The organism is Bradyrhizobium sp. LHD-71, assembly GCF_031157255.1.
GTDB lineage: Bacteria > Pseudomonadota > Alphaproteobacteria > Rhizobiales > Xanthobacteraceae > P52-10.
Genome location: NZ_JAVIFX010000014.1, coordinates 128702 through 152011, shown reverse-complemented (window position 1 = coordinate 152011; position 23310 = coordinate 128702). Strand labels below are relative to the sequence as shown.

Annotated in this window: 25 protein-coding genes; 8 read left to right on the top strand and 17 right to left on the bottom strand. The window is 64.4% G+C overall.

Annotated elements, in window-relative coordinates; all coding sequences use genetic code 11:
* Positions 1–191: 191 nt before the first annotated feature.
* The 3 genes from RCO31_RS17310 to RCO31_RS17300 form a co-directional block, all read right to left on the bottom strand.
* Positions 192–1799: an alpha-amylase family glycosyl hydrolase gene (locus RCO31_RS17310; protein WP_308969667.1), complete on the bottom strand. Its 1608-nt coding sequence runs from the start codon at positions 1797–1799 to the stop codon at positions 192–194.
* Between the two features lie 209 nt (positions 1800–2008).
* Positions 2009–2173 (bottom strand): hypothetical protein, encoded by a 165-nt coding sequence (locus tag RCO31_RS17305; RefSeq protein WP_308969666.1) that lies wholly within the window; start codon positions 2171–2173, stop codon positions 2009–2011.
* A gap of 121 nt (positions 2174–2294) precedes the next feature.
* Positions 2295–2645 carry a response regulator gene (locus tag RCO31_RS17300; RefSeq protein ID WP_308969665.1) on the bottom strand — a complete coding sequence of 117 codons (351 nt, stop codon included), beginning with the start codon at positions 2643–2645 and terminating at the stop codon, positions 2295–2297.
* A 220-nt stretch (positions 2646–2865) separates the two neighbouring features.
* On the opposite strand from RCO31_RS17300, the gene RCO31_RS17295 reads away from it, so the two are divergent.
* A complete protein-coding gene (locus RCO31_RS17295) occupies positions 2866–3744 on the top strand; it encodes a DMT family transporter (protein WP_308969664.1) in 879 nt (292 codons plus the stop codon).
* Positions 3745–3750: 6 nt separating this feature from the next.
* On the opposite strand, the gene RCO31_RS17290 is transcribed toward RCO31_RS17295, so the two are convergent.
* The 3 genes from RCO31_RS17290 to RCO31_RS17280 form a co-directional block, all read right to left on the bottom strand.
* Positions 3751–4335, bottom strand: a complete 585-nt coding sequence (locus RCO31_RS17290) for a mobile mystery protein B (protein WP_308969663.1) — start codon at positions 4333–4335, stop codon at positions 3751–3753.
* Positions 4332–4784 carry a mobile mystery protein A gene (locus RCO31_RS17285; RefSeq protein ID WP_308969662.1) on the bottom strand — a complete coding sequence of 151 codons (453 nt, stop codon included), beginning with the start codon at positions 4782–4784 and terminating at the stop codon, positions 4332–4334. The genes RCO31_RS17290 and RCO31_RS17285 overlap by 4 nt, the downstream gene beginning before the upstream one ends.
* A gap of 96 nt (positions 4785–4880) precedes the next feature.
* Positions 4881–5390: an NUDIX hydrolase gene (locus RCO31_RS17280; protein ID WP_308969661.1), complete on the bottom strand. Its 510-nt coding sequence runs from the start codon at positions 5388–5390 to the stop codon at positions 4881–4883.
* A 155-nt stretch (positions 5391–5545) separates the two neighbouring features.
* Between RCO31_RS17280 and RCO31_RS17275 the strand changes: the two genes are divergently transcribed.
* Complete coding sequence (locus RCO31_RS17275) at positions 5546–5878, top strand: hypothetical protein (RefSeq protein WP_308969660.1); 333 nt, start codon at positions 5546–5548, stop codon at positions 5876–5878.
* 357 nt (positions 5879–6235) lie between these two features.
* Positions 6236–6661 (top strand): hypothetical protein, encoded by a 426-nt coding sequence (locus RCO31_RS17270; RefSeq protein ID WP_308969659.1) that lies wholly within the window; start codon positions 6236–6238, stop codon positions 6659–6661.
* 78 nt (positions 6662–6739) lie between these two features.
* Here the strand turns inward: RCO31_RS17270 and RCO31_RS17265 are convergent, their stop codons facing one another.
* Complete coding sequence (locus tag RCO31_RS17265; protein ID WP_308969711.1) at positions 6740–7111, bottom strand: VOC family protein; 372 nt, start codon at positions 7109–7111, stop codon at positions 6740–6742.
* Positions 7112–7289: 178 nt separating this feature from the next.
* Between RCO31_RS17265 and RCO31_RS17260 the strand changes: the two genes are divergently transcribed.
* Entirely contained in the window at positions 7290–7910 is a 621-nt protein-coding gene (locus RCO31_RS17260; protein ID WP_308969657.1) for a VTT domain-containing protein, read from the top strand.
* 51 nt (positions 7911–7961) lie between these two features.
* On the opposite strand, the gene RCO31_RS17255 is transcribed toward RCO31_RS17260, so the two are convergent.
* From RCO31_RS17255 to RCO31_RS17225, 7 genes are all read right to left on the bottom strand, one after another.
* Positions 7962–9131 (bottom strand): acyl-CoA dehydrogenase family protein, encoded by a 1170-nt coding sequence (locus tag RCO31_RS17255; protein ID WP_308969656.1) that lies wholly within the window; start codon positions 9129–9131, stop codon positions 7962–7964.
* Between the two features lie 186 nt (positions 9132–9317).
* Entirely contained in the window at positions 9318–9647 is a 330-nt protein-coding gene (locus RCO31_RS17250) for a hypothetical protein (RefSeq protein ID WP_308969655.1), read from the bottom strand.
* Positions 9648–9734: 87 nt separating this feature from the next.
* Positions 9735–11243 carry an AMP-binding protein gene (locus tag RCO31_RS17245; RefSeq protein WP_308969654.1) on the bottom strand — a complete coding sequence of 503 codons (1509 nt, stop codon included), beginning with the start codon at positions 11241–11243 and terminating at the stop codon, positions 9735–9737.
* 223 nt (positions 11244–11466) lie between these two features.
* Entirely contained in the window at positions 11467–12888 is a 1422-nt protein-coding gene (locus RCO31_RS17240; protein ID WP_308969653.1) for a TRAP transporter large permease subunit, read from the bottom strand.
* Complete coding sequence (locus tag RCO31_RS17235; RefSeq protein ID WP_308969652.1) at positions 12885–13448, bottom strand: TRAP transporter small permease subunit; 564 nt, start codon at positions 13446–13448, stop codon at positions 12885–12887. Before RCO31_RS17235 ends, RCO31_RS17240 begins: the two co-directional genes overlap by 4 nt.
* 52 nt (positions 13449–13500) lie before the next feature.
* Positions 13501–14607, bottom strand: a complete 1107-nt coding sequence (locus RCO31_RS17230; RefSeq protein WP_308969651.1) for a TRAP transporter substrate-binding protein — start codon at positions 14605–14607, stop codon at positions 13501–13503.
* Between the two features lie 150 nt (positions 14608–14757).
* Positions 14758–16038, bottom strand: a complete 1281-nt coding sequence (locus tag RCO31_RS17225) for a CoA transferase (RefSeq protein WP_308969650.1) — start codon at positions 16036–16038, stop codon at positions 14758–14760.
* Between the two features lie 149 nt (positions 16039–16187).
* On the opposite strand from RCO31_RS17225, the gene RCO31_RS17220 reads away from it, so the two are divergent.
* Together RCO31_RS17220 and RCO31_RS17215 are read left to right on the top strand one after the other, a co-directional pair.
* Entirely contained in the window at positions 16188–17351 is a 1164-nt protein-coding gene (locus tag RCO31_RS17220; RefSeq protein ID WP_308969649.1) for an LLM class flavin-dependent oxidoreductase, read from the top strand.
* A gap of 44 nt (positions 17352–17395) precedes the next feature.
* Positions 17396–18613: a tetratricopeptide repeat protein gene (locus RCO31_RS17215; RefSeq protein ID WP_308969648.1), complete on the top strand. Its 1218-nt coding sequence runs from the start codon at positions 17396–17398 to the stop codon at positions 18611–18613.
* A gap of 154 nt (positions 18614–18767) precedes the next feature.
* Here the strand turns inward: RCO31_RS17215 and RCO31_RS17210 are convergent, their stop codons facing one another.
* Positions 18768–20465, bottom strand: coding sequence for a GMC family oxidoreductase N-terminal domain-containing protein (locus RCO31_RS17210; protein ID WP_308969647.1), 1698 nt, complete (start codon positions 20463–20465; stop codon positions 18768–18770).
* Between the two features lie 229 nt (positions 20466–20694).
* Here RCO31_RS17210 and RCO31_RS17205 point away from each other — a divergent pair, with 229 nt between their 5' ends.
* A complete protein-coding gene (locus RCO31_RS17205; protein WP_308969646.1) occupies positions 20695–21087 on the top strand; it encodes an endonuclease domain-containing protein in 393 nt (130 codons plus the stop codon).
* 93 nt (positions 21088–21180) lie between these two features.
* Here the strand turns inward: RCO31_RS17205 and RCO31_RS17200 are convergent, their stop codons facing one another.
* Positions 21181–21528 carry a Lin0512 family protein gene (locus RCO31_RS17200; RefSeq protein ID WP_308969645.1) on the bottom strand — a complete coding sequence of 116 codons (348 nt, stop codon included), beginning with the start codon at positions 21526–21528 and terminating at the stop codon, positions 21181–21183.
* A gap of 96 nt (positions 21529–21624) precedes the next feature.
* Complete coding sequence (locus RCO31_RS17195; RefSeq protein ID WP_308969710.1) at positions 21625–22098, bottom strand: FKBP-type peptidyl-prolyl cis-trans isomerase; 474 nt, start codon at positions 22096–22098, stop codon at positions 21625–21627.
* A gap of 213 nt (positions 22099–22311) precedes the next feature.
* On the opposite strand from RCO31_RS17195, the gene RCO31_RS17190 reads away from it, so the two are divergent.
* The gene (locus RCO31_RS17190; protein ID WP_308969709.1) at positions 22312–23310 is read left to right on the top strand and encodes an SMP-30/gluconolactonase/LRE family protein; all 999 of its coding nucleotides are present in this window, start codon (positions 22312–22314) and stop codon (positions 23308–23310) included.

The window sequence follows — 23310 nt, the reverse complement described above, 5'->3', positions numbered from 1 at the left end:
CACTCCTGTAAACAACACTGTCAGCCGGTCAGTGATGAGATGAAACGAAGTCCCCGCACCCCAACGTCCGGAATGCCGGGCGGTTCAGAAAAACTTGGCTTTTCGCCAAATATTTGGCGAATGAATCCCAATTGATTGCGTACGCGCATGCAATTGGCGCAGATGCCGATTTCGCAGGCAGCGTGCCGCGGCTAGGGCACATGGCTGTCGCCACTGAGCGCGAAGATCGCCCCTTCATTGCCGCGAAGGGCGACATCGCCGTCCAGCGGCTCGCCTGTGCGATCGCCGAACGTCGACAGGACCAGCCGGCCGGTCAGCGGATGTCCCGGAAAGCTCACCTGCGCGGGCTCGTCCCCGAGGTTGAGCGCGACCAGCATCCGCTCGTGTTCGTATTCGCGAATGAACAGCAAGAGATCGCCATCGGCCGCGACCGAACGGTAGGTCCCGGAGTTCAGCGCGCGGTGCGCGCGTCGTAGCGCGATCAGCCGTCGATAGAGGTTATAGATCGAGGCCTTGTCCTCACGCTGGACAGCGACGTTGCGCATCGGGTGCGCATCGTCCAGCGGCAGCCACGGATCGCTTATGGAGAAGCCTGCGTTCGGCGCCTCCTCCCATTGCATGGGCGTGCGGCATCCGTCACGGCCGACGCCGATGCCCGGCACATTGCGCTCGAGCGGATCACGCACCTGTTCCCTGGCGATCGGCACCTGCTCCATGCCGATCTCGTCGCCATAGTAGATCGTCGGCGTACCGCGCAGGGTGAGCAGCAGCATCGCCGCGACGCCGGCCTGGTCGGCGCCGGCGCGGCTCGTGATGCGCGGCCGGTCGTGATTGCCGAGCACCCAGTTCGGCCATCCGCCCGGCGGCAGCGCCTTCTCGTACTCGCCGATCAGCGTCGCAAGGCCGCGCGCATTCCACGGCGCCGAGATCAGCGCGAAGTTGAACGGCAGATGCAGACCGTCGAGGTCGCGGCCGTAATACGCCATCAGGCGTTCGATCGGCAGATAGATCTCGCCGATCAGCAGACGCTCCGGAAACTCGTCGGTGACCGCGCGCATCTCCTTGATGATGTCGTGAACCTCCGGCCGGTCGGTGGTGTAGAGCGGCAGCACCGCCTCGTGCGACGGGCGGTCGGGACGAAAATCGGGATTCGGCGGGTTGTCGCGAAACTCAGCGTCCTTGATCAGGTGCCAGATCACGTCGACGCGAAAGCCGTCGACGCCGCGCCGCATCCAGAAGCGCATGGCGTCATAGATCGCGGCGCGAACGTCCGCCTTGCGCCAGTTCAGATCCGGCTGTGCCGACAGGAACGCATGGTAGTAGTACTGGCCGGTCGCATCGTCGCGCTGCCAGGCGCTGCCGCCGAAGTCGGATTGCCAGTTGTTCGGCGGACCGCCGTCAGCGGCACCGTCGCGCCAGATGTACCAGTCCCGTTTCGGGTTGTCGCGGGACGCCCGGCTTTCGATGAACCAGGGATGCTGGTCCGACGTATGGTTCGGCACGAGGTCGAGGATGATCTTCAGTCCGAGCGCGTGCGCGGCGTGTGCGAGCGCGTCGAAATCATCGAGCGTGCCGAACAGCGGATCGATCGCGGTGTAGTCGGCGACGTCGTAGCCGAAATCCGCCATCGGCGAGCGAAAGATCGGCGACAGCCACAACGCGTCGACGCCGAGCTCGACGAGATGCGGCAGCCGTCGCATGATGCCGCGCAGGTCGCCGACGCCGTCGCCATCGCCATCCTGAAACGAGCGCGGATAGATCTGATAGATCACCGCGGTCTGCCACCAGTGTGCGTTCATCGATTCCCATCCCCTCGTTCCGACACGGGCGCCGGCGCGTTGCCGCTTGCGAAGCTTTGCGCCGGAGAGCACAACGCCGACTCCGGTGAGCGCCTCTCGCTATCGATGGAGGTTGACAGCAGCATGTCGGCCGTTCCGCTGCCGTGGCAGCTTGTGCGGCTCGCCCGCGAGATCGACGATCGTCGGGCTGGAAAGGCGGCGGCTCGGGACTACTCCATCCGCGCCTTCTCTTTCAGGTCGGCGACGATGCGCTGGTAGTCATCCTGCGTTACCGGCTCGGCGGACCTGTCCGGCACGCGTGCTTCCTGGCAGAGCCTGCGGATTTCCTGACGCTGCGCCGTCGTGATCTGTTCGGTCGTCTGGTTCTGAGGCATTGCGGGCTCCCTTCCGCGTTCCATCTGTCGCCGAACGCGGGAGCCCGAACGGCGTTCCTTATGCCGTTCGCGCTTCCACTTTCGAGTGGCGGAACGCAATGCCCGGGGATCGACCGTACCGTCAGCGCGCAGTCTCGCGCAGCATGTCGAGCGGCTGCCATGGCTTGCGCAGCCAGCAGGCGCCCGGCGGAATGACCAGGCCATCCTGCCCCGAAACGATCACGACCTTCAGATGCGGAAACCGCTCGAGTGCCGATTGGGCGAGCTCCAGGCCGTTCTTGGCGCCGGCCAGAGCCACGTCGGTCACCATCACTGACAGTTCCAGCCCGACCAGGGCGAGCACGAGCTCGCCCGCTTCGGCACTCTCGCACTGGATGACGTCCATGTTCTCGCTGGTTAGCAGGTCACTCAGGATCTCGCGCTGCAATTGATCGTCCTCGACGATGAGAGCGAGCTGAGGAACCTCAGACATGGACGGCCTCCCCCGTTGAGTCAATTCGGGGTTAAAGCGTTCGTCACATAAAGGTTCGATGAAAATTTCAATGCGAAGCGACGATGCGCATCGCCGGTGTGGAAAACCGGAAGGCTTCCGGCCCGGCCCGCATCGAAACGCGCTTCCGCACGGTTTCCGCGTGGCATCTTCCGTCGAACGGACTGCCCCTGCCCGGCGTGTCTGTTATGAAAGGCGCGGAATGCAGAATCGAACTGACGCACGCTGGGCCGGCTTCGTCCTGCTCGCCGTCACCGCCGTGGGCTGGGGGCTGAACTGGGCCTTCATCAAGCTGCTGCTGCGTGACTGGCCGCCGCTGTTTTCGCGCGGCGTGTCCGGGGTCGCCGCCGCGGTGATCCTGGCGGCCGTCGCCAGCGCGCGCGGCGAAAGCCTGAAGGTGCCGCGCAGCGTGGTGCCGGCCCTGCTCGTGGCCGCGTTCACCAACGTCTTTGCATGGATGGGCTTTGGCACCGCGGCGATGGTCGATCTTTCGATCAGCGAAGGCACCCTGCTCGTCTACACCATGCCGATCTGGGCGATGCTGTTCGCCTGGCCGCTGCTCGGCGCCCGTCCGCGGGCGCGCGACGTCGTGGCGCTGCTGCTGGGCCTGGCGGGCATCCTCGTGCTGTTCGCAGGCGGCCAGTTCGCGTTCAGCGCCGGCAAGCTCGGCGGTATTGCGCTGGCGCTGTCCTCCGCGATCCTGTTCGCGCTCGGCAGCGTGCGGACCCGGGCGCCGCTGCCGATCGACCCGATCGCGCTGGTGGCGTGGCAGGTCGGGCTCGGCTGCGCGCCGATGGTGCTGTTCGGCCTCGCCTTCGAGCAGCCGGACGTCGCTGCGTTGAGCCGGACCGGCCTCACGGTGCTGATCTACATGACGCTCGTGCCGATGGGGCTCTGCTACCTCACCTGGTTCGCGGCGCTGCAGCGCCTGCCCGCGTCCACCGCGGCAATGGGCACCCTGATCGTCCCCCTCATCGGCGTCGTCGCCGCCGCGCTCCTGCTCGGCGAGCCGCTCGGCACACGCGAGATCCTCGCCGCAGCGCTGACGCTCGGCGGCGTGGCGCTGGCGATCAAACGGTGAGTGACGCTACGATCTTGCAAATGTGACGAGCATTGAGAAATCATGATTGTCGGCCGCACGGAGCGCGTTGATGTAGTCCTTTCGGACGTTGCCAGACGCCTGAAGGTTGGCACCTCCCCAACTGAACCGGGGGACACCTCGCGCGACGACCAACAAATCCGCTGCCAGCCGCGACCATCGACCGTTGCCGTTTGGAAACGGATGCACCAAAACGAGCTTGTGATGAAAGCGAACTGCCAACTCATCACTCTCGTAGGATTTATATTCAATCCAGCTCCGCGCATCGTCGATCGCTTGTATCAGGCCGGGCTGAATCAGATGAGGTTGTACGCCGAGATTGCGTTCGGTCTTTCGATATTCGCCCGCCCAGCGCCACACCTTATTGAACATGCGGCCGTGCAGTCGACGCAGGAAGCGTTCGTCCAGCACGTTGCGCTTGCGCTCGAACGCCCAGCCACTCGCATCGGCGATATTGAACTGCTCAAGTTCGTTCAACTCACCACGCAGGGCAACATGCGTCGGAATAAGTCCTTCCCGTTCCGCCGGTCCGATCGGTGTCGCGAAATCGTCCGCACCGAACAGGTCTTTCATTCCTCATCCCAAAGCCTTGCGGGACGGTTGAGAAGCCGCTCGACCTCGCGGCGATGCAGTTGCTTCGCGGCATCCCCGCTTTTCACCTCCTGATCTTCAAGGCGCATGCTCTGCGCGACAGCTTTGGTCCGGCGCGCTGCGATCAGGTCAGCGCGCTCGTGAACGAAGTCCACAAGCGGACGCTCCGGCACAAGCGCATACACGAGCCGGCAACCGAGCGCCTCCGCCGCACGCTGCAGCGTATTCAGTGTAACGCTGCCGCTCATTTCCGATTGCTCGAGTTCGACAATCCTCGGCTGAGAAACCTGAAGCCGCCGCCCCATTTGTGCGGTGGTCATACCGAGGGCGTCGCGAATGGCCCTGAGCCATCCCCTTGGCGGAAGCGGGGTATTGGCCAAGGGTCGAAGAGTGACAAAGCGCTTGTCCAGATGGCGAATGGCATCATTCATGCCATAAGATATACCCTATTCAAATGCCCTTAGTCAATAGGATATATCCTATTGAGATCGTATAAAATAATAGGATTTACCCTATAGAAAATTGCGTTACGGTTTCGCGAAGTAAAGGCCCGCGAAAATCTTCGGATCGATTTCGGCCCCTCGCGCCGTGCATTCGGCGAGCCATCCGGACAGGCGCTCAAGCGGCACCCTGTGCACCTTGATGTCTTCACTTTCGTCCGGCTCCGACGGCCCGGCCACAAGATCCTGCGCGAGGAAGAACGTCAGCCGCTCGGTGGTCATGCCGGCGGAGATCGGCCCGCTCGCGACCTGTTCGATCCTGCGGGCGGTGTATCCGGTCTCTTCGCGCAACTCCCTGACCGCCGCCTCGATGGCGGTCTCCTGCGTCCTTCCCGCTTCCGCGCGATCGATCAGTCCGGCGGGCAGCGAGATCACCGGCGCCTGCACCGCGCGCCGAAACTCCTCGACGAGAATGACATGCCCGTCGTCGATGGCGACAATGCAGACCACGCCGTCGCCGACGACGCGATCGGCAAATTCCCAGCCGTCGTCATCCATGAGCCGGATGAACTTGCCTTCGTACAATGTCTTTCGCATGCAGCGCGGACCTTCACGTTCTTGCGCAGGTATCGCACCATATCGTTGCCGGTGATGAACGTCACGCCGGCCGCGGCTTCCACACACGCCGACTGCAACCGGTGCAACCGCGCGCGATCGTCACCCGACGCGCGCTTGAAATAGCAAGCGGCGCCATGTTGAACTCGCGCATGCTGAACGATCCCGACCTTGCCCGCCTGATCGAACGAATTGGTCCGCTCGACCCTGCACAGTTCGCGACGCTGTCGGAAGCCGAGCGGATGCAGCTCCATCGGCTGACACAGAGACTTGGACGTCATGGACTTCGATGTCATGTGGTCGCTTACGCGCGACCGCAGCCGCGCACCATCGCGCGTCACTTGTGCCGGAGCGTGAAAGCGGCCGTGCTGGGGAGCGACCAGCTTGAAGAGCTGCGGCGTGTGGAAGAAGCGATGCCGCACACGCTGATCGCCTACGTCGCGCCCTGGTCGCTTGCGCACGGACCGTAGCTCGCATCCGCAAGGTGCGTTGCGTTCTGCTGCGCAGGTCGCTTTCAAACGATTGTACGGATCGTCTTATGAAGACGCTCACCATGTTCGGACCGGCGCAGCGCCGAACATGCACCGCCGTTGCGGCATGGTTCGACCGCCATACTGCCGTTCAATCGTCACGGAACAGGAGGATAACCTGCCCGTCCGGCTCAAAACGCGGTGGCAATCTGCTAGGCTGCCGGCGTATCAGGCCGTGCTCAGGCATGGCTAAAGTTGTTCCGGATGCGGAGACAACTTTTCGTTGCTTGCAAATCCGGGAAAAGGCTTACAAGTAGGAAGTAAGTCATAAGCTGATCCGAAAAGATTGGTGCGCTCTTGCTGACCGGTCGACGAGTTGCAATCGCGGTGATCTGCGGCATCGCTGTCGTGTTTGGCCTCGCTGGATGGAGATATTTCACCGGCGAGAGCCCAAGACCGGCGATCGCGAAGACTGTCAGCTCCACTCCGGCCACTGCACCTCCCCCTGCCCCGGTCGTCGATTCCTCAGCAGCGCTCAACCAGCTCGAGGGCGCGCAACAGGTGCTGGTTGACGACCTTCAGCTTCTGCAGGACCGGGTCACGGCGCAGGACGCGGAAATCACGAAGCTCAGGGGAGAGCTGCAGGCGCTCGGCCAGAAGTTCGAAGCGCTGAGTTCATTTGCATCGACGGCCAAAGAGACCAGGCCGGCTGCGGCGGAGAAGCCGGACAACAAGAGCCGGCCCGCAAGTCGCGCAAAAACGACAAACACCAGGAAGCCCTGACACGATCCACTCGCGGGTGTCATACGCGCAACAGCCGCGAGGACGATGTCCTCGCGGTGAGATAGTCGTCGCGTCGGCCTAGCCTACGCGCGCGACGGCGCAGAGCTTGTTGCCGTCGGGATCGCGCAGGTAGGCGAGATACGACTTGCCGCCTTCGCGCACGCCGGGGGGATCTTCGCAGGAGGTGCCGCCATTGGCGACGCCGGCCGCATGCCATGCCGCGGCCTGTTCAGTCGAGGTGCAGGTGAAGCCGATGGTGCCGCCATTGGCTGCGACCGCCGGCTCACCATTGATCGGCTTGCTGACGGCAAAGACGCCGGTCGGGGTTCTGTAGAAAACACGATGGCGATCGACGCGTCCGGGCGGAACGCCGAGCGTCCCGAGCAGGGTATCGTAGAATGACTTGGCTTTCTCCAGGTCGTTGGTGCCGATCATCACGTGCGAAAACATCCCAGCATTTCCTTCCAGCAGGTTGACGTCCTTGAGTGCGTTTGGCCGCTTGCGGCGGCTCACGTTAGCACGTTCATCGTTCGGCGCCAGTGTCGGCTGCAATCAGCGCGGCGGCCAAGACCGGTTGGCCGCGCAGCATATTCGTTGCGCATCGGGCACGGCGTGCTAAACGGGGCGCATGTTCATCGAAGCCATCACGGAATACCTGAAGACAAGCCACGAGTTGACGCCTTTCTCCGTCGCGGTCGTGATGCTGGCGTTTCTGGTCTCCGGACTCCTCCCCGTTCCGCGCGCGGCGGTGTGCGTGCTGGCCGGCGCGGCCTACGGCGTGGCGGCGATCCCGATCGCCGTTCCGGCCGCGACCGTGGGCGCAGTGATCGCCTTTCTCGCCGCACGCTATATCGCCGCCCAGCATGTCCAAAGACTGATCGGACGCAAACGATTGCTGCGGCAGATTTCCAAGGCCGTGGATCAGGAAGGCTGGCGCATCGTCGCGCTGATGCGGTTTGCGGGACCGGTACCGGGCTTCGCCTCGAACTATCTGTTCGGCATGACCAACATCGGGCTTTGGCCCTACACCTGGGCGACCTTCATCTTCTGCGCGCCGCAGGTCATTCTCTTTGTGTGTCTCGGCGCCGCCGGCCGCGCCGCCCTGCTCCGCGATTCCTCCTCGATCCTCGGCGAGGCGATGATCGTCGCCGGCGTCGTGACCAGCGCGCTGATGGTCTACCTGATCGCCAAACGCGCGCGATCGTCCTTCGCCGACCTCGACGATCCCGATCGGAGCCCGACCACCTGATCGTGGCCGCGGCCCGCTCAGATCAGGATCAGTGTCGCGCGGCGCGGCTGATCACTTTGAACCGTGGGTGAAGTCCCGCTTGATCTTCCTTGCGAGCGACCATTTGTGAACTTCGGTCGGTCCGTCATAGATGCGGAACGCGCGGATCTCGCGAAACACCTGCTCGACGATCGTGTCCTGGGTCACGCCGGTGCCGCCCATCACCTGGACGCAGCGATCGGCGACGCGAAACAGCGCGTCGGAGACCGCGACCTTCGCCATCGAGCTTTCCGCCGTGCCGAGCGAGCCGGTATCGAGCACATCCGCGCACCAGTCGATCATCAGTTCAGCCTGCTTGAGGTCGATCAGGTTGTCGGCGAGCTGGAAGCCGACGCCTTCATGATCGATCAGCAGCTTGCCGAAGGCCTGCCGCTGGCAGACATAGTTGGTGGCGATCTCCTGCGCGCGTGTCGCAGCACCATGCCAGCGCATGCAGTGCGACAGCCGCGCCGGGCTCAAGCGCACCTGCGCATATTTGAAACCTTCGCCGCTTTCGCCGAGCATCTGATCGGCGGCGACGCGCAGGTTGTCGATCGTCACCACGGCATGACCACCCGGCATCGATGAATCGATGGTGTCGAGCACGCGCTCGATGCGGATGGCGGGATTGGGCAGATCGACGAGGAACAGGCAGGCGCCCTCCGCCGACTTCGCCATGACGATGCCGACCTTGGCCCCGTCGGCGCCGGTGATGAATGCCTTGCGGCCGTTGATGACCCAGTGGTTGCCGCTGCGCTCGGCAGTCGACTGCATCATCGAGGGATCGGAGCCCGCGCCGCCGGTCTCGGCGGGTTCGGTCATGAAGAACGCCGAGCGCGCCTCGCCTTTCACCAGCGGATCGAGAAAGCGTTTCTTCTGCTCCGGGCTGCCGACCTTGCCGAGAAGATACATGTTGCCTTCGTCCGGCGCCGCGGTGTTGCAGGCGAGCGGCCCGAGCGGCGACAGCCCGGTCTTCTTCAGCACATGCGCCGTCTCGCGCTGGGTGAGATGGCTGCCGTCCGGCAGGATGTGCGGCGTCAGCACACCCGCCGCCCGCGCCTTCGACCGCATCTCGGTGACGAGATCGTCGCTCGGCCCGTGGCTCGATCGGCGCGGATCGCGTTCATAGGGAATGATCGTGCCGCGAACGAATGCCTCGACCCTTGAGGCGATCTCGTCCGCCCGGGATGATGGATGGTTCATGTGCTCTTTCGCTCCTGCCTGCGCCACGTCGGACGACGCGTTTTCGCCTTTACGGCGCGGCGAGGCAAGGGCAAGCACGACCGTAGCCCGGATGAGCGCAGCGATATCCGGGGCTGACTCTGTGGTCACTGGGTCCCCGGATGTCGCTTCGCTCAACCGGGCTACAGGCTGAGCTTCAGACTGAGCCTACGTGCCCACGGCGTCGTTGACGCACTTCTTCATGTGCGAGTTCTTGGCGGCGCCCTTGAGGTTTTTCGCCTTGCTGTCGGCGTCGCAGACTTTCGAGGCGTCGGTCTGGCACTTCTTCATGAAGCTGTTCTTCGCGGCACCCGCGAGCCGCTTCTCCGCCGCCTGGGACGAGCACGTGCCGGTCGCAGCCGTCGGGCTTGTCGGAGCCGGCGCAGGCGCGGCGGCAGCGGGCGGAGCCTTCGGGGCCTGCGTGGTCGGCGCGGGCGTCTGCGCGACCACGGCCGTGCAGATCATCGCGATCGCGCCTGCAAGTATGACGCTTCTCATGTATCTCTCCTCTGGGCGGTTGGCGCCACAACCAGAACAAAGCGGCAAGGCGCGGGTTCCGCGCGGGCCTCAGCTTTTCCCCAGGAATCAGGCCCGTCGCGTGTCCTTTTCGCGCAACTCGGTCTTCAGGATCTTGCCGTAGTTGTTCTTCGGAAGCTGCTCGACGAACACGTAGTCCTTCGGCCGCTTGAAGCGGGCGATTTCGTCGAGACAGAGCCGGTCGAGGTCTTCGGCGCCGACGTCGCCGACCACATAGGCGACGACGATCTCGCCCCACTCCGTATCGGGCCGGCCGATCACCGACACCTCGCGCACCCGATCGTGCTTGAGCAGCACCTCCTCCACTTCGCGCGGATAGACGTTGGAGCCGCCGGAGATGATCACATCCTTGGAGCGATCCTTGAGCGTCAGGTAGCCCTGCGCGTCGAACGCGCCGACATCGCCGGTCAGGAGCCAGCCGTTCTGCAGCGCCTTGGCGGTGGCGTCCGGGTTCTGCCAGTAGCCCGGCATCACCACGTCGCCACGGGCGCAGATCTCGCCGGTTTCGCCGACAGGCAGCGGCCGGCCCTCGCCGTCCGCCACCATCACCTCGACGCAGGCATAGGGCCGTCCCGCGGAGCCGAGCCGCTCGGCCCAGCGCGGATCGTTGCGGTCGGCGATGTCTTCCTTGGTCAGCGTCGTGATGGTCATCGGCGCTTCGCCCTGCCCGTAGATCTGCGCGAAGCGCGGCCCGAACCGGTCGAGCGCCCTGACCGCGTCCTCCACATACATCGGCGCGCCGCCCCAGATGATGGTGCGGATGTTGGCCGGATCGCAGTCCGCAGCACTTTCGGTGAGCCGCTTGATCATGGTCGGCGCCGCGAACATCGAGGTGCGCGGCCAGCGGCGCACGAGCTCGAAGATCTCGTCGGGCTCGAACGCGCCGGATTCGGGAATCACGTTGATGCCGAGCCGCGCCACGTGCGGCATGATGTACATGCCCGAACCATGACTCATCGGCGCCGCATGCAGCACCGCGTCGCCGGCGACCGTCTGGTCGACCTCGCCGAGATAGGCGTGGCTCGCCCAGGCGAGCACCTTGTGCGTCAGCATCGCCCCCTTCGGCCGCCCGGTGGTGCCGGAGGTGTAGAACAGCCAGGCGAGATCATCGTCGCTGCGCGCAGCGACTGCGACGCGATCGGCCGCGAACAGCTGCTCGTGCTCGCGCGAACCGATGGTGATCAGCCGCTGCAGCGTCGCCGGCGCGTGCGCGGCGGCCGCGGTCTCGAGATCCTTGGAGACGAAACACACGCGGGCGCCGGACTGCTCCAGGATATAGGCGAGCTCGCGTCCGTGCAGCTTGGCGTTGACCGGCACGGCGGCAAGCCCCGCATGCCAGATCGCATAGAGCGCCTCCATGTAGTCGGGCGAGTTCTTGGCGAAGATCGCGACCCGTTCGCCCGGCGACAGCCCGCACTGCGCGCGCAGCGCACCGGCAAGCCTCCCCGCACGGCCGCTGAGCTCGCCATAGCTGCGCGCCACACGCGTCCCGTAGCCGATCGCCGGCCGGTCAGGATGGCTGAGGCCTGCGCGTTCGAGCCAGGTCGCAATGTTCATCAGGCACTCCACAGAAGCTTGAAAGACGGCGAGATTTTCCAGGATCATGCGGCGAGCGTAAAGGGCTGAAAGCACAGGCGGGCATGACGGCGGCGAGTTGTAATGGGCTTCCCCAACCGTCATTGCGAGCGAAGCGAAGCAATCCAGTCTGAATCTGCCGCAATCGCCGCGCTGGATTGCTTCGTCCCTGCGCTCCGCGCAATGACGTGTCGTCGCCTGTCCGCTACTTCTTCGGCGTCGTCCAGTCGTCGTCTTCGAGCGAGGGGGCGCGCTTCTGCTGTTCGAGGATCTTCTTGTACTCGTCGGGGATCGGCTGGTTGCGGGACGCTTCCTGCAGCCGCTCTGGAAACCAGGTGGCGATGGCGGGGAAAGCGAGCATCAGCCCGACACAGATCACCTGCAGGATCATGAACTGGAACATGCCGGAATAGATGGTGCCGAGGCTCCAGGCCTTGACCACCTGTTTGAGGTAGTAGGCCGACATCGCCACCGGCGGCGACAGGAACGCGGTCTGCAGCACCACTGCCACCAGCGCGCCGAACCACACGAGATCGATGCCGAGCCCCTTCACCACCGGATAGAAGATCGGCAGGAACACCAGGATGATGGCCGGCCACTCGAACGGCCATCCCAGAAGGAAGATCAGCGCCAGCACCAGCACCAGCATCAGGCCCGGCGGTATCTCGAGGCCGAGCATCGTCTGGGTGATCCAGTTCGCCGAGCCCAGACGGGCGAACACCGCGCCGAAAATGTTCGACGTGACCGCCAGCAACAGCACCATGCTCGACGTCGCCATGGTCGAGATCATCGCCCGCTGCAGTCCGGGAAGCGACAGCTTGCCATAGGCGATGGCGAGCACGAGTGCGCCGACGCTGCCGATGCCGGCGGCCTCGGTCGGCGTCGCCAGCCCGCCAATGATCGAGCCCAGCGTCGCGGTGATCAGCCCGAGCAGCGGCACCGTGCCGACGATCACCTCACGCACGATCTTGCCGGCTGAATGGACGCGCTGGTCGATCGGCACCGGCGGTCCGAGACGCGGGTCGAGGAAGGCGCGGCCCATCAGGTAGATGATGTAGATGCCGGCCAGCAGAAAGCCCGGCCCCAACGCTGCCGCATAGAGATCGGCCACCGACACGCCGAGCACCGGTCCCATCACCACCAGCATCACCGATGGTGGAATGAGGATGCCGAGCGTGCCGCCCGCGGTGATGGTCCCCGCCGAGAGCTTCGCGTCGTAGCCCGACTTCACCATGATCGGCGAGGCCATGATGCCGAGCACGGTGACTGCCGCGCCGACGATGCCGGTCGCCATCGCGAACACGGTCGAGGTCAGGATGACGACGAGGTAGAGCGCGCCGCGCACCGGCGCGAACAGCATCCGGAACGCCATGAACAGGCGCTCCATCAGCCCCGCCTGCTCGGTGATGAACCCCATGAAGATGAACAGCGGCACCGCGGCCAGCAGTTCCTCCTTCATCAGGCCGATGGTCTGGAAATAGGCCAGGTCGAACACCGTGGCTCCCATGCCGAGGTATCCGAATGCGAAGGCGAGAAACAGCAGCGTGAATGAGATCGGCACGCCGATGAAGATCGCACCCAGCAGCACCAGGAGCATGATCAGGCCGATGAGCGCTTCTGCGGTCATACCTCGACCTTCTCCTTGTGCTCGAGCTCGATGCCCGTGCGCGCCATGTAGATGCTCTTGATCAGTTCGGAGACACCCTGGATAAGCAACAGCAGGCAGGCGGCCGGAACGACGAACTTGAACGGCCACAGCACCGGCCGCCACGGCGTCTGGTCCGAGGTCTCGTTGATCTGAAAGGCGTAGTGAAACTCGTTCCAGCTGATCAGCAGCAGCATGATCAGGCTCGGAAAGAAGAAGACGACATAGGAGATGGAGTCGATCCAGCCCCGCCGGCGGATGGAGAACTTCTCCCAGAAGAAGTCGGTGCGGATGTGCGCGCCCTTGTGCAGGGCGTAGGCCGCGCCGAGCATGAACAGCGAGCCGTAGAGCATGTAGGTCATGTCGTAGACCCACACGGTCGGCGCATTGAAGAGGTAGCGCGCGGCGACCTCGTAAGCGACGCCGAGAACCAGCGGCAGCGACAGCCACGAGATGATCGTGCCTGTCCTGTCCGTGAAGCCGTCGATCAGCCGGATCGCGGTCAGCAGCGCCGGCGACGGCCTGTCGGTTATTTTGACCATCCGCTTCCCCTGCTGGAATCCGGGGGCGGCCGGGTTGGCCGCCCCAGGAGACCTATTTCTTGTCGGGGAAGTAGTAGTTCGCCATGAACGAGTACGGCGGGAAGTACGACCGCTTGTACGGCACCACCGCGCTGGCATAGGCCTTCTGCGACTCGTGCACCTTCTTGAAGAACGGATTCCTGGCGCTTTCGGCCTCGGCAATCTCGTCCCACTTCTTGATGAAGGCCATCAGGATCTCAGGCGGCGTGCGCAGGATCTGCACGCCGTGCTTCTCCTGCAACTCGATCAGCGCGTCGGCGTTCTGGCGCTGCCACTTGGTCCACCAGACGAGGAAGGTTTCGTTCGCCGCCGACTTGATGATCTCCTGCTGCTGCGGCGTCAGCTCCTTCCATACATCGCCGTTGATCAGCAACTCGCCGACCGTCACGTTCTCATGCAGGCCGGGCGAATAGTGGTACTTCCAGACATTGTGGAAGCCGAGCCGCAGGTCCTCGACGCCGCCGACCCACTCGGCGCAATCGATCACGCCGCGCTGGGCGGAGGGAATGATCTCGCCGCCCGGCATGTTGACGACGGTGAAGCCGAGCGCCTGCCACACCTCGCCGGCCATGCCGGTCTGGCGGCATTTCATGCCCTTCATGTCATCCACGGTCTGGATCGGCCGGTTGAACCAGCCGAACGCTTGCGGGCCTGACGGCAAGATCGGGAACACGACGACGTTGAGCTTGAGCTCCTTCTGGTAGAACTCGTTGTAATACTCCAGCCCGCCGCCGTGATAGAACCAGCCCATCACGTCCATGTAGTCCATGCCGAAGGTGCCGCCCGGTCCGCCGGTGAACAGGATCGCGGTCTTGTTCTTGCCGGTCCAGTAGCCGGCCCAGGCGTGCGCTCCGTCGAGCACTTTCTTATGGGTCGCATCCAGCACCTCGAATGCCGGCACGACCTGGCCGGCGGGCATCGCTTCGATCTTCAGCGTGCCGCCGGAGAGCTTGTTCACACGTTCGACGAAGTAGGTGAAGTTCTCGTAGAGCGTTTGCGATGCCGGCCAAGTGGCTTGCATCTTCAGCGTTTTCGTCTGTGCCGTAGCTGCTGTCGTCGATGCGACAAGTGCCGATGCCATGACGGCACCAGCCATCACTCTCAGAAACAAGCGTTTCATGAGCCATCTCCTCCCTTTGACGCGTGGCCCGGGCGGAAATGCTTTGTTCGATTTTTTTGTCGCGCCGAGGCGTGAGGGCAAGTCTGCCACCACGGCCTCGGCTTGTCATCTTGGTTGTTCGTTGCGCCCCGGCTTAACGCCGCAGGCAGCTCACGGCTCGTCCTGACCTGCGCCTTTGGACGGGGCCTTGCCGAAAGCACCCGCCTCGGCCAATGCCGCGAGACGGCGATCGTCGTAGCGCAGCGTTCGGCGCAAGACCTCGTTCGTATGCTGGCCGAGCAGCGGCGCGGCCACCGGGTCGACCACCGGGGTGGAGCGCATCTGCACCGGCGGCTCGATGTTCGGGACCGAGCCCGCGGTCGGATGCGGGATCTGGCTCAGGCGGCGGCGGTCGCGCGCTTCGGGAGCGTTGAAGCCCTGCTCCACCGTGCGAAGGTAACCGACGGGGACGTTGGCCTTTTTCATCTTCGCCATCCAGTTCTCCAGCTTGTCCTGCTTGAAGATGCCGGCGATGACGGAGCGCAGCTCATCCTTGTTGGCGGTGCGTGTCTTGCGCGAGTCGAACCTTGGATCGGTGACGAGATCCGGCCGCTCGAACACCTCCACCAGCAGGCGGCGGACCAGCCGGTCATTGGCGCAGGCCATGTAGAGCGGGCCGTCGGATGCCTCGAACAGGCCGACGGTCGGCGAGCCGTTCGGCGAGTTGCCGAACCGGCCCGGATTCTCGCCGCTGATGAGATAGGCCATGCCGTAGAAGGCGGTCATGGCCATGGCGATATCGAACAAGGCGACCTCGACATGCTGGCCGCGGCCGAGCTTCTCGCGCGCCATCAGCGCAAGCAGGATGGCGTTGCAGGCCGACATGCCGGTCGCGAGGTCGACGATCGGCGGCCCGGTGCGCACCGGCGGCCCGTCCGCAAAGCCGTTCAGCGACATGAAGCCGCTTTCGGCCTGGGTGATCGGGTCGAAGCCCGGGCGCAGGGCGTACGCCCCCTCTCGGCCATAGGCCGAGATCGAGCAGTAGACGAGGCGCGGATTGGTCGGCTGGACCGACGCATAGTCGAGACCGAACTTCTTCATCACGCCACCGGAGAAATTCTCCACCACGACGTCCGCCTTGGCGATCAGCTCCCGCACAACCTCGAGCGCCGCCGGATTGGTGAAGTCCAGCGCAATCCCCCGCTTGTTTCGGTTCAGGCTCAGGAAGGCCGCGCTCTCGCCGCCGATTTCCGCATGGTCGTACGCCCTCGTGTCGTCGCCGCCATCCGGATTTTCGATCTTGATGACCTCGGCGCCGAAATCGGCGAGCGTTTGCGTGCAGGCCGGCCCCGCGACCACCCGGGTGAAATCGACCACCAGCAGACCATCGAGCGCGGTCGGCTCGCCCTTGGCGCGTGGCGTACGCTCCGGCAGTTCCGGTCTGACAGGCATCGAGACATTCCTCTTGTTTTTGTTTCGATTTCTTTCTGTCGGCTGGGCCTCATAAAGTCCACTAGCCGACAAAGATTCCGCTATGCGTTGAAGTCATGAGACCGCGGGCCTATGCTTGACTCAAACAAACAAACTGATCGGGAGGCTCAATGAGCGTGTCTCAGCTTCGCAGTGGCATCTTCCTGGCGCCGTTCCACGCCAAGAGCGAAAACCCGACGCTCGCCCTCGAACGCGATTTCGAGCTGCTGCAGCATCTCGACAAGCTGAACTATCACGAGGCCTGGATCGGCGAGCATCACTCCGGCGGCGTCGAGATCATCGCCGCGCCGGAGATGTTCATTGCCGCTGCGGCCGAGCGCACGAGGCACATTCGTCTCGGCACCGGCGTCTCCTCGCTGCCCTACCACAACCCCTTCATGCTCGCGAGCCGCATCGTCCAGCTCGACCACATGACCCGCGGCCGCGCCATGTTCGGCGTCGGCCCCGGCGCCCTGGTCTACGACGCCTACAAGATCGGCGTCGCCGCGGCCGACCAGCGGCGCATGATGAACGAGTCGCTGGACGTCATCGTCGCGCTGTTCAAGGGCGAGACCGTCAACAAGGACACCGACTGGTTCAAGGTCCGCGACGCCAGGCTGCAGCTCAACTGCTACACCCGGCCGATGATCGAGATGGCGGTCGCGAGCTCGAAGTCGCCGGCAGGCGCGCTTGCCGCCGCCCGCCACGGCATCGGCATGTTGTCGATCGGCGGCGCAACGCCGACCTCGATCGCCCACCACACCGCCAACTGGGGCCTGTACGAGGAAGAGGCGCGGCGCGCCGGCCATGTGCCGGACCGCAACAAATGGCGCGTCGTGACGCTGATGCATGTGGCCGAGACGCGCGAGCAGGCGCGCAAGAACGTCAGGTTCGGGCTCAAGGCGTTCTGCGACTATTTCCGCGAGATCGCCACCTTCCCGATCGTTCCGCCGGATGTGTCCGACGATTGCGACTGGCTGATCGAGACCGGCGCCGCCTGTATCGGCACACCCGACGACGCGATCGAGTATATCGACAAGCTGCTGCAGGGCTCGGGCGGCTTCGGCGTCATCATGGAGCTCGCCCACAACTGGGCCGACTGGGACGCGACGCGCAGGCACTACGAGCTGATGGCCCGCTACGTGCACCCGCATTTCCAGAAGAGCTTCGCACCGCGCGTCGAAGCCTATACGCACGCCGCCGCGCACTTTCAGGAATTCACCAAGGAGTCCGCCGCCGCCGTCGCTTCCGAAATCGAAAAGCAGGCTGCGCGCAAGGCAAAGACAGGGACGTGATGAAACTCATCGCAACGAGCGGATCGGGAGTTCCGCTTCTTTGCGTGAGTCTTTTGCTGGCGATGCCGGCGCTGGCCGCGACGCCGGCCGACCGGCGCGCGTGCGCCAGTGCCGACAAGCCCGACGTCGGTGTCGCCGCCTGCAGTCGCATCATCGACGATGCGGGCGAGCCGGCAACGGAACGCGCCAAGGCCTTCAAGACCCGCGGTCGCGACGCCTTCAACCGCAAGGATTACGAGGCGGCGATTGCCGATTATGGCGAGGCCATCAAGCTCGGCCCGAACGACGCGGTGGCCTTTGCCCATCGCTGTCAGGCCTTTGCGGGCAAGGACGATCACCGTGCCGCCGTTGCGGATTGCACCGAGGCGATCAGGATCGATCCGAAATATGGCTGGGCCTACGTCAACCGTGGCGTCGCCCATCATGGCCTGCACGACTACGACGCCGCGCTGGCCGACCACAGCGAGGCCGTCCGGCTTAATTCCAGCGACGTGTGGGCCCTTGCCCGCCGCGGCATGGCGCGGATCGAAAAGGGTGAGTTCGACCAGGCCATTGGCGATCTCACCGAGGCGATCACCATCGATCCGACCTACGCCTTTGGTTTCGGCCAGAGGGGTCAGGCGCATTTCAGGAAGAGGCTGATCACCAAGAAAGGCGGATGGGAGCCGGCGATCGCAGACCTGAGCGAGGCGATCAGGCTCGATCCAAGTCTGCTCTGGCTCTACAGTTCGCGCGGCGTTGCCTACAGCAACAACCGCCAATATGACCTCGCCGTTGCGGATTGCAGCGAGGTGATCAGGCGCGAGCCCGGCAATCCCAGCGGCTACAATTGCCGCGGCGTCGCCTTCGAAGGCCAGCGGAACTATCGCCGCGCGATCGCCGACTATGACCGCTCGATCGACATCAATCCAAAGAACGGCGTGGCGTACTGGAATCGCGGCAACGCCCATATGGCGCTGCGCAAGACCGATGAGGCGATCGCCGACTATGACCAGGCGATCGCGATCAACCCCAAGGACTTCAACGCCTTCAACTCCCGCGGCAAAGCCTACGTGGCCAAGGGCGACAGCAACCGCGCGATCACGGATTTCACGCAGGCGCTCCAGCTCGATCCGTCGTATGTCGAGGCCTACAACAACCGCGGCCTCTCCCATGAAGTCCTGGGCCGCCGCACCGAGGCGATCGAAGACTTCCGCAAGGCCCAATCAATCGACGCCGCCGACCGCATCAGCAAGCAATATCTCCGCACGCTGGGATTCTGATCGCGGGCAAAGCGCCAAACTCGTCATTGCGAGCGCAGCGAAGCAATCCAGTCTGAGTCCGCCGCGGATGCCGCGCTGGATTGCTTCGCTGCGCTCGCAATGACGGCGTGGTGGCCGATTTCGCCACCAACGATCGTCAATGGTTCGAGCCCCTTCACTGCAGCATCGTGTCTGCGATCTTCTCCGCTGTCATCAGCACCGGGAAATTGGTGTTGGCGCACGGCACCACGGGGAAGATCGAGGCGTCGACGACGCGCAGGCCTTGTACGCCCCTGACGCGGCCCTGGCCGTCGACCACCGCCATCGGATCGTCGTCCCGGCCCATGCGGCATGAGCACGAGGCGTGCCAGACGCCGATCGCCGCCTTGCGCACGAACGCTTCCAGCGCCTCGTCGTCGGTCATGACCTGCTCGAACGTGAATCCTTCGACCACGAACGTGTCGATCATGTAGCGGCGCAGCGCCGCCGGTCCGTCGAGCAAGGTGGCGGCGATCGCGGTGAGCATCTTGTTCTTGGTGTTCACCACGCCGATCTTGCGCACGCGGTCGGAGTACGAGGCCGGGAACGGCTTGTCGGTCACGGCCTTCAGCGGCTCACTCATCTGCAGCGTCGCCATCTTGCGGAAGCCGGTCATCAGCCGGTCGAGGTCGCGCCGGTCGGACAACAGGTTGAACTCGACATTCGGCTCCGTCCGCGGATCGCGCGAGACGAGCTTGACCTGCCCGGTTTCGGAGTAGGTCTTGTTGACGAAGGTGAGCAGCGAGGCGATCTGTTCGCCGACCGCATGCCAGGCCGACTTCGACAGCACCGCGACGAACATGTCGCCGCGCGGTATGCCCGGCAGGCCCGAGGAGTAACGCAGGCCCATCTGGATGTGGCGGCGGGTGTGCGTGTTCATGCGCGCGCCGCGGCGGATGTAGGACGACAGCGCGATCGAGGGATGATCCATCAGCCGCTGACCGACGCCCGGAAGACCCATCAGCACCGGGATGCCCATGTCCTTCAGGTGACCGACCGGGCCGATGCCGGCGCGCATCAGATGCGCCGGCGAGTGGATCGCGCCGCATGACAGAATGATCTCGCGGCCGCGGAACTCCTGCTCCTGGCCGCGCACCAGCGCCTTCACGCCGACGCAGCGCGTGCCCTCGAACAGCAGCTCCTTCACCTGCGTCTCGGTCGAGATCGTCAGGTTGGGGCGCTTGCGGGTCTCGCGATCGAGATAGCCCATCGCCGCCGAGACGCGCTGCTCGGCCTGATTGGAATGCGTCACCGGGAAGTAGCCTTCGGTGAACTCGCCGTTCTGGTCCGGCAGATAGGGATAGCCGGCAAGCTTGCAGGCCTCGGCGACGGCCTGCGAGTGCCGCGTCCAGTGCGCTTCCGGAATGCGGCGCACGGGAATGCGGCCGTCCTTGCCGTGGAACGGTCCGTCGAAATCGAGATCGCGCTCGACCTTCTTGAAGTAAGGCAGCACGTCCTTCCAGCTCCAGCCGGCAGCGCCGCGCGCCTCCCACTCGTCGTAGTCGGTCGGTGCGCCGCGATTGGCCATCTGCCCGTTGATCGACGATCCGCCGCCCAGCACGCGCGCCTGCTCGTACTTGCGCAGCGGCGGCCGGTCCGCATCCGGATTGTTGTGGCTGACCACCTGGGTGGTGACGCGCAGCTCCGTCCAGTGGAAGCGCGGATCGAAATAGGCGAGACCGGAATAGCTGTCGCGGATTTCCGGCGGCTCATTGCCGGGCGGCGTATCCTGCCCCGCTTCGCAAAGCAGCACCTTGTCGGAGCTTTTGGCCGAAAGGCGGTGGGCCATGACCGAGCCAGCCGAGCCGCCACCAATGATAATAGTGTCGTACACTTGGCGTTTCCCCTTGTTTTTATCCAAGCAGGCTAGCGCAGCTTCGCCCCGAGGTCACGCGGCCGTTTCACTGGTCGCAAGTTTGTGGGGGTCGGTCATACGAGGAGCTCTCGCATATGATCTCCGAATTCATGATAAGCAGCATGTTAGATCTCAGAGATTGCAGCGAGCACAGCAAGTCCCCTCTCCCCGCCGGGGAGAGGGTTAGGGTGAGGGGGACTCGGCGCCAATGGCGGGAACGCAGCGCCCCACCAACATAGCCAGACGGCTCCGTCGCGATTTGACCGATGCCGAGCGAGCGTTGTGGCACCACATCCGCGATCGTCGACTCGATGGCTGGAAGTTCAAGCGTCAGGTTCCCGTCGCCGGATACGTCGTCGACTTCCTGTGCGCCGACGCGCGCCTGATCATCGAAGTGGATGGTGGACAGCACGCCGTTCGAGTCGCAGCCGACGCGAAGCGTACGGAGGTTCTCGAAGCGGCAGGATATCTCGTGCTTCGCTTCTGGAACAACGATGTGCTCAGCAACATCGATGGCGTGCTGGAAGAGATCATCGCAACGCTACCGCCGGAGCCCCCTCACCCTAACCCTCTCCCCGCTGGGGAGAGGGGACAAGGCTGAATGCGTGGCGGCCTCTGCTCAAATGCGCGATGGCCTTACCCTCCGACGACGATCGAGCAAGTGGCACTACCACCACAAGGAACCGCCCCCACCCTACGCCTTGCCGTCGTCGAGGCTGACGATGACGGCGGCGTTGGCGATGGTGATGGCGTCGGTGCCGGTTTCGGCGGGAATCTCGAGGCCGCCCTTCACGGCGGTGACGGTGACTGTGCCGTAGGGCAGTTCCTTGGCGACTGCGGCGGTGTCGACGGCGCCGGGGTCCGGCACGCCGATCGTCACATCGACGATCATGTCGTGCGGCGTCTTGCCCATCATCCGCACGAAGCTAAGGCTCGAGTGGCGGATCGCGTCGGAGACCGCGCGCCTCGCGGCCTTGGTGGCGTCGCGTCCGTGAACATCGACGCCCATGCCCATCTCGGTGATACAGCGCACACGTGCCATCTGGTCCTGCTCTTGTCGTTGTTGTGAGGATAGCGAAGGATGGCAGTTGCGCCGGCACCTGTCCACGGCGCCGGCGCCGCGCATTCAGGCCTTCGTTCAGCGCTTGGTGCCGAGCAGCTCGACGTCGAAGATCAACGTTGCGTTCGGCGGAATGACGCCGCCGGCGCCGCGTGCGCCGTATCCGAGCGAGGCCGGAATGATCAGCGTGCGCTTGCCGCCCACCTTCATGGTCGAAACGCCCTCGTCCCAGCCCTTGATCACGCGTCCGACGCCGATCGGGAATTCGAACGGCTGGCCGCGGTCGACCGAAGAATCGAATTTCTTTCCCTTCTGGCCGTTCTCGTAGATCCAGCCCGTGTAATGCATGATGCAGGTCTCGCCCGCCTTCGGCGACGCGCCGGTGCCGACCACCGTATCGATCACCTGCAGGCCCGACGGCAGGGTCTTGGTCTGGGCCTGGGTCTTGGCCTTGTCGGAGGCCTGAGCGACGACAGGATGGTTGCTCGACACGATCCCTGCGCAGGCAAGTGCTGCAGCGAGGACGAATTCCTTCCGGCGAATGGGCATCATCATTTCCGTCTGTTTGTTGAGCGGCGCGGACTATTAGCGGCTTTCCTTGTCAAATTATAGATCGTCTGTCCAACGCTCGCCTTAAATCGTCCCGACACTGCGCGCCTTAACGTGGACCTCTGCGACCAACCAAACAAAGTCCGGAGCTGGGGTCGGACCAGAAACGATACGTTGTCCAGGGAGGGACACATGACGCAGGACCGCCGTGCATTCATGACGACGTCAGGCGCAGCGCTGGCAAGCGCCGCGGTGGCGCCGAGCGCATTCGGCCAGTGGCGGCCGAGCGAGCGCTATCCGGATCCCGCGATCAGGCTGCTCGATCCGAGCTTTGCCAAATACCGTCTCGTGCTGGCAAGCGTGGAGCGCCTCGCCACCGGCATGCGCTGGTGCGAGGGGCCGGCCTGGTTCGGCGGCGGCCGTTACCTCGTGTGGAGCGACATTCCCAACAACCGCATGATGCGATGGCAGGAGGAAACCGGCCGCGTCAGCGTGTTTCGCGAGCCGTCGAACAATTCCAACGGCAACACCCGCGATCGCCAGGGGCGTCTGGTGACCTGCGAGCACGACGCGCGCCGCGTCACCCGCACCGAGCACGACGGGACCGTCACGGTGCTCATGGACAAGTTCGACGGCAAGCCGCTCAATTCGCCGAACGACGTCGTGGTCAAGTCCGACGACACGATCTGGTTCACCGATCCGCCGTTCGGCATCCTCGGCAATTATGAAGGACACACGGCGACGCCGGAGCTGCCGACCAACGTCTATCGGCTCGATCCGAAAACCGGCCGCGCGACGGTGGCCGCCGGCGACATCGACAGGCCGAACGGGCTCGCGTTCTCACCCGATGAATCGAAAATGTACATCGTCGAGGCGAACGTCACCCCGCGGGTGATCCGCGTCTATGACGTGGTGGACAACGGGACGAAGCTCGCCAACGGCCGCACATTCATCAGCGCGGAGCCCGGCGGCACGCCCGACGGCTTTCGCGTCGACGTCGACGGCAACCTGTGGTGCGGCTGGGGCATGGGCAACGAGGAGCAGGACGGCGTCAAGGTGTTCGACCCGACCGGCAAGCCGATCGGCTTCATCGCGCTGCCGGAGCGATGCGCCAACGTCTGCTTCGGCGGCGTCAAGCGCAACCGCCTGTTCATGGCCGCGAGCCACTCGCTCTATTCACTCTATGTGAACACGCAAGGCGCGCCCGGCGGCTGA

What these genes read in the sequence shown, in the direction of transcription:
- RCO31_RS17195 (WP_308969710.1), bottom strand. Translation starts at nt 22,098, where the DNA reads ATGATGCCCATTCGCCGGAAGGAATTCGTCCTCGCTGCAGCACTTGCC.
- RCO31_RS17235 (WP_308969652.1), bottom strand. Translation starts at nt 13,448, where the DNA reads ATGGTCAAAATAACCGACAGGCCGTCGCCGGCGCTGCTGACCGCGATC.
- RCO31_RS17230 (WP_308969651.1), bottom strand. Translation starts at nt 14,607, where the DNA reads ATGAAACGCTTGTTTCTGAGAGTGATGGCTGGTGCCGTCATGGCATCG.
- RCO31_RS17205 (WP_308969646.1), top strand. Translation starts at nt 20,695, where the DNA reads ATGGCGGGAACGCAGCGCCCCACCAACATAGCCAGACGGCTCCGTCGC.
- RCO31_RS17255 (WP_308969656.1), bottom strand. Translation starts at nt 9,131, where the DNA reads ATGAACCATCCATCATCCCGGGCGGACGAGATCGCCTCAAGGGTCGAG.
- RCO31_RS17275 (WP_308969660.1), top strand. Translation starts at nt 5,546, where the DNA reads ATGTTGAACTCGCGCATGCTGAACGATCCCGACCTTGCCCGCCTGATC.
- RCO31_RS17285 (WP_308969662.1), bottom strand. Translation starts at nt 4,784, where the DNA reads ATGAATGATGCCATTCGCCATCTGGACAAGCGCTTTGTCACTCTTCGA.
- RCO31_RS17295 (WP_308969664.1), top strand. Translation starts at nt 2,866, where the DNA reads ATGCAGAATCGAACTGACGCACGCTGGGCCGGCTTCGTCCTGCTCGCC.
- RCO31_RS17265 (WP_308969711.1), bottom strand. Translation starts at nt 7,111, where the DNA reads ATGTTTTCGCACGTGATGATCGGCACCAACGACCTGGAGAAAGCCAAG.
- RCO31_RS17250 (WP_308969655.1), bottom strand. Translation starts at nt 9,647, where the DNA reads ATGAGAAGCGTCATACTTGCAGGCGCGATCGCGATGATCTGCACGGCC.
- RCO31_RS17310 (WP_308969667.1), bottom strand. Translation starts at nt 1,799, where the DNA reads ATGAACGCACACTGGTGGCAGACCGCGGTGATCTATCAGATCTATCCG.
- RCO31_RS17225 (WP_308969650.1), bottom strand. Translation starts at nt 16,038, where the DNA reads ATGCCTGTCAGACCGGAACTGCCGGAGCGTACGCCACGCGCCAAGGGC.
- RCO31_RS17190 (WP_308969709.1), top strand. Translation starts at nt 22,312, where the DNA reads ATGACGACGTCAGGCGCAGCGCTGGCAAGCGCCGCGGTGGCGCCGAGC.
- RCO31_RS17200 (WP_308969645.1), bottom strand. Translation starts at nt 21,528, where the DNA reads ATGGCACGTGTGCGCTGTATCACCGAGATGGGCATGGGCGTCGATGTT.
- RCO31_RS17300 (WP_308969665.1), bottom strand. Translation starts at nt 2,645, where the DNA reads ATGTCTGAGGTTCCTCAGCTCGCTCTCATCGTCGAGGACGATCAATTG.
- RCO31_RS17220 (WP_308969649.1), top strand. Translation starts at nt 16,188, where the DNA reads ATGAGCGTGTCTCAGCTTCGCAGTGGCATCTTCCTGGCGCCGTTCCAC.
- RCO31_RS17280 (WP_308969661.1), bottom strand. Translation starts at nt 5,390, where the DNA reads ATGCGAAAGACATTGTACGAAGGCAAGTTCATCCGGCTCATGGATGAC.
- RCO31_RS17260 (WP_308969657.1), top strand. Translation starts at nt 7,290, where the DNA reads ATGTTCATCGAAGCCATCACGGAATACCTGAAGACAAGCCACGAGTTG.
- RCO31_RS17305 (WP_308969666.1), bottom strand. Translation starts at nt 2,173, where the DNA reads ATGCCTCAGAACCAGACGACCGAACAGATCACGACGGCGCAGCGTCAG.
- RCO31_RS17290 (WP_308969663.1), bottom strand. Translation starts at nt 4,335, where the DNA reads ATGAAAGACCTGTTCGGTGCGGACGATTTCGCGACACCGATCGGACCG.
- RCO31_RS17240 (WP_308969653.1), bottom strand. Translation starts at nt 12,888, where the DNA reads ATGACCGCAGAAGCGCTCATCGGCCTGATCATGCTCCTGGTGCTGCTG.
- RCO31_RS17245 (WP_308969654.1), bottom strand. Translation starts at nt 11,243, where the DNA reads ATGAACATTGCGACCTGGCTCGAACGCGCAGGCCTCAGCCATCCTGAC.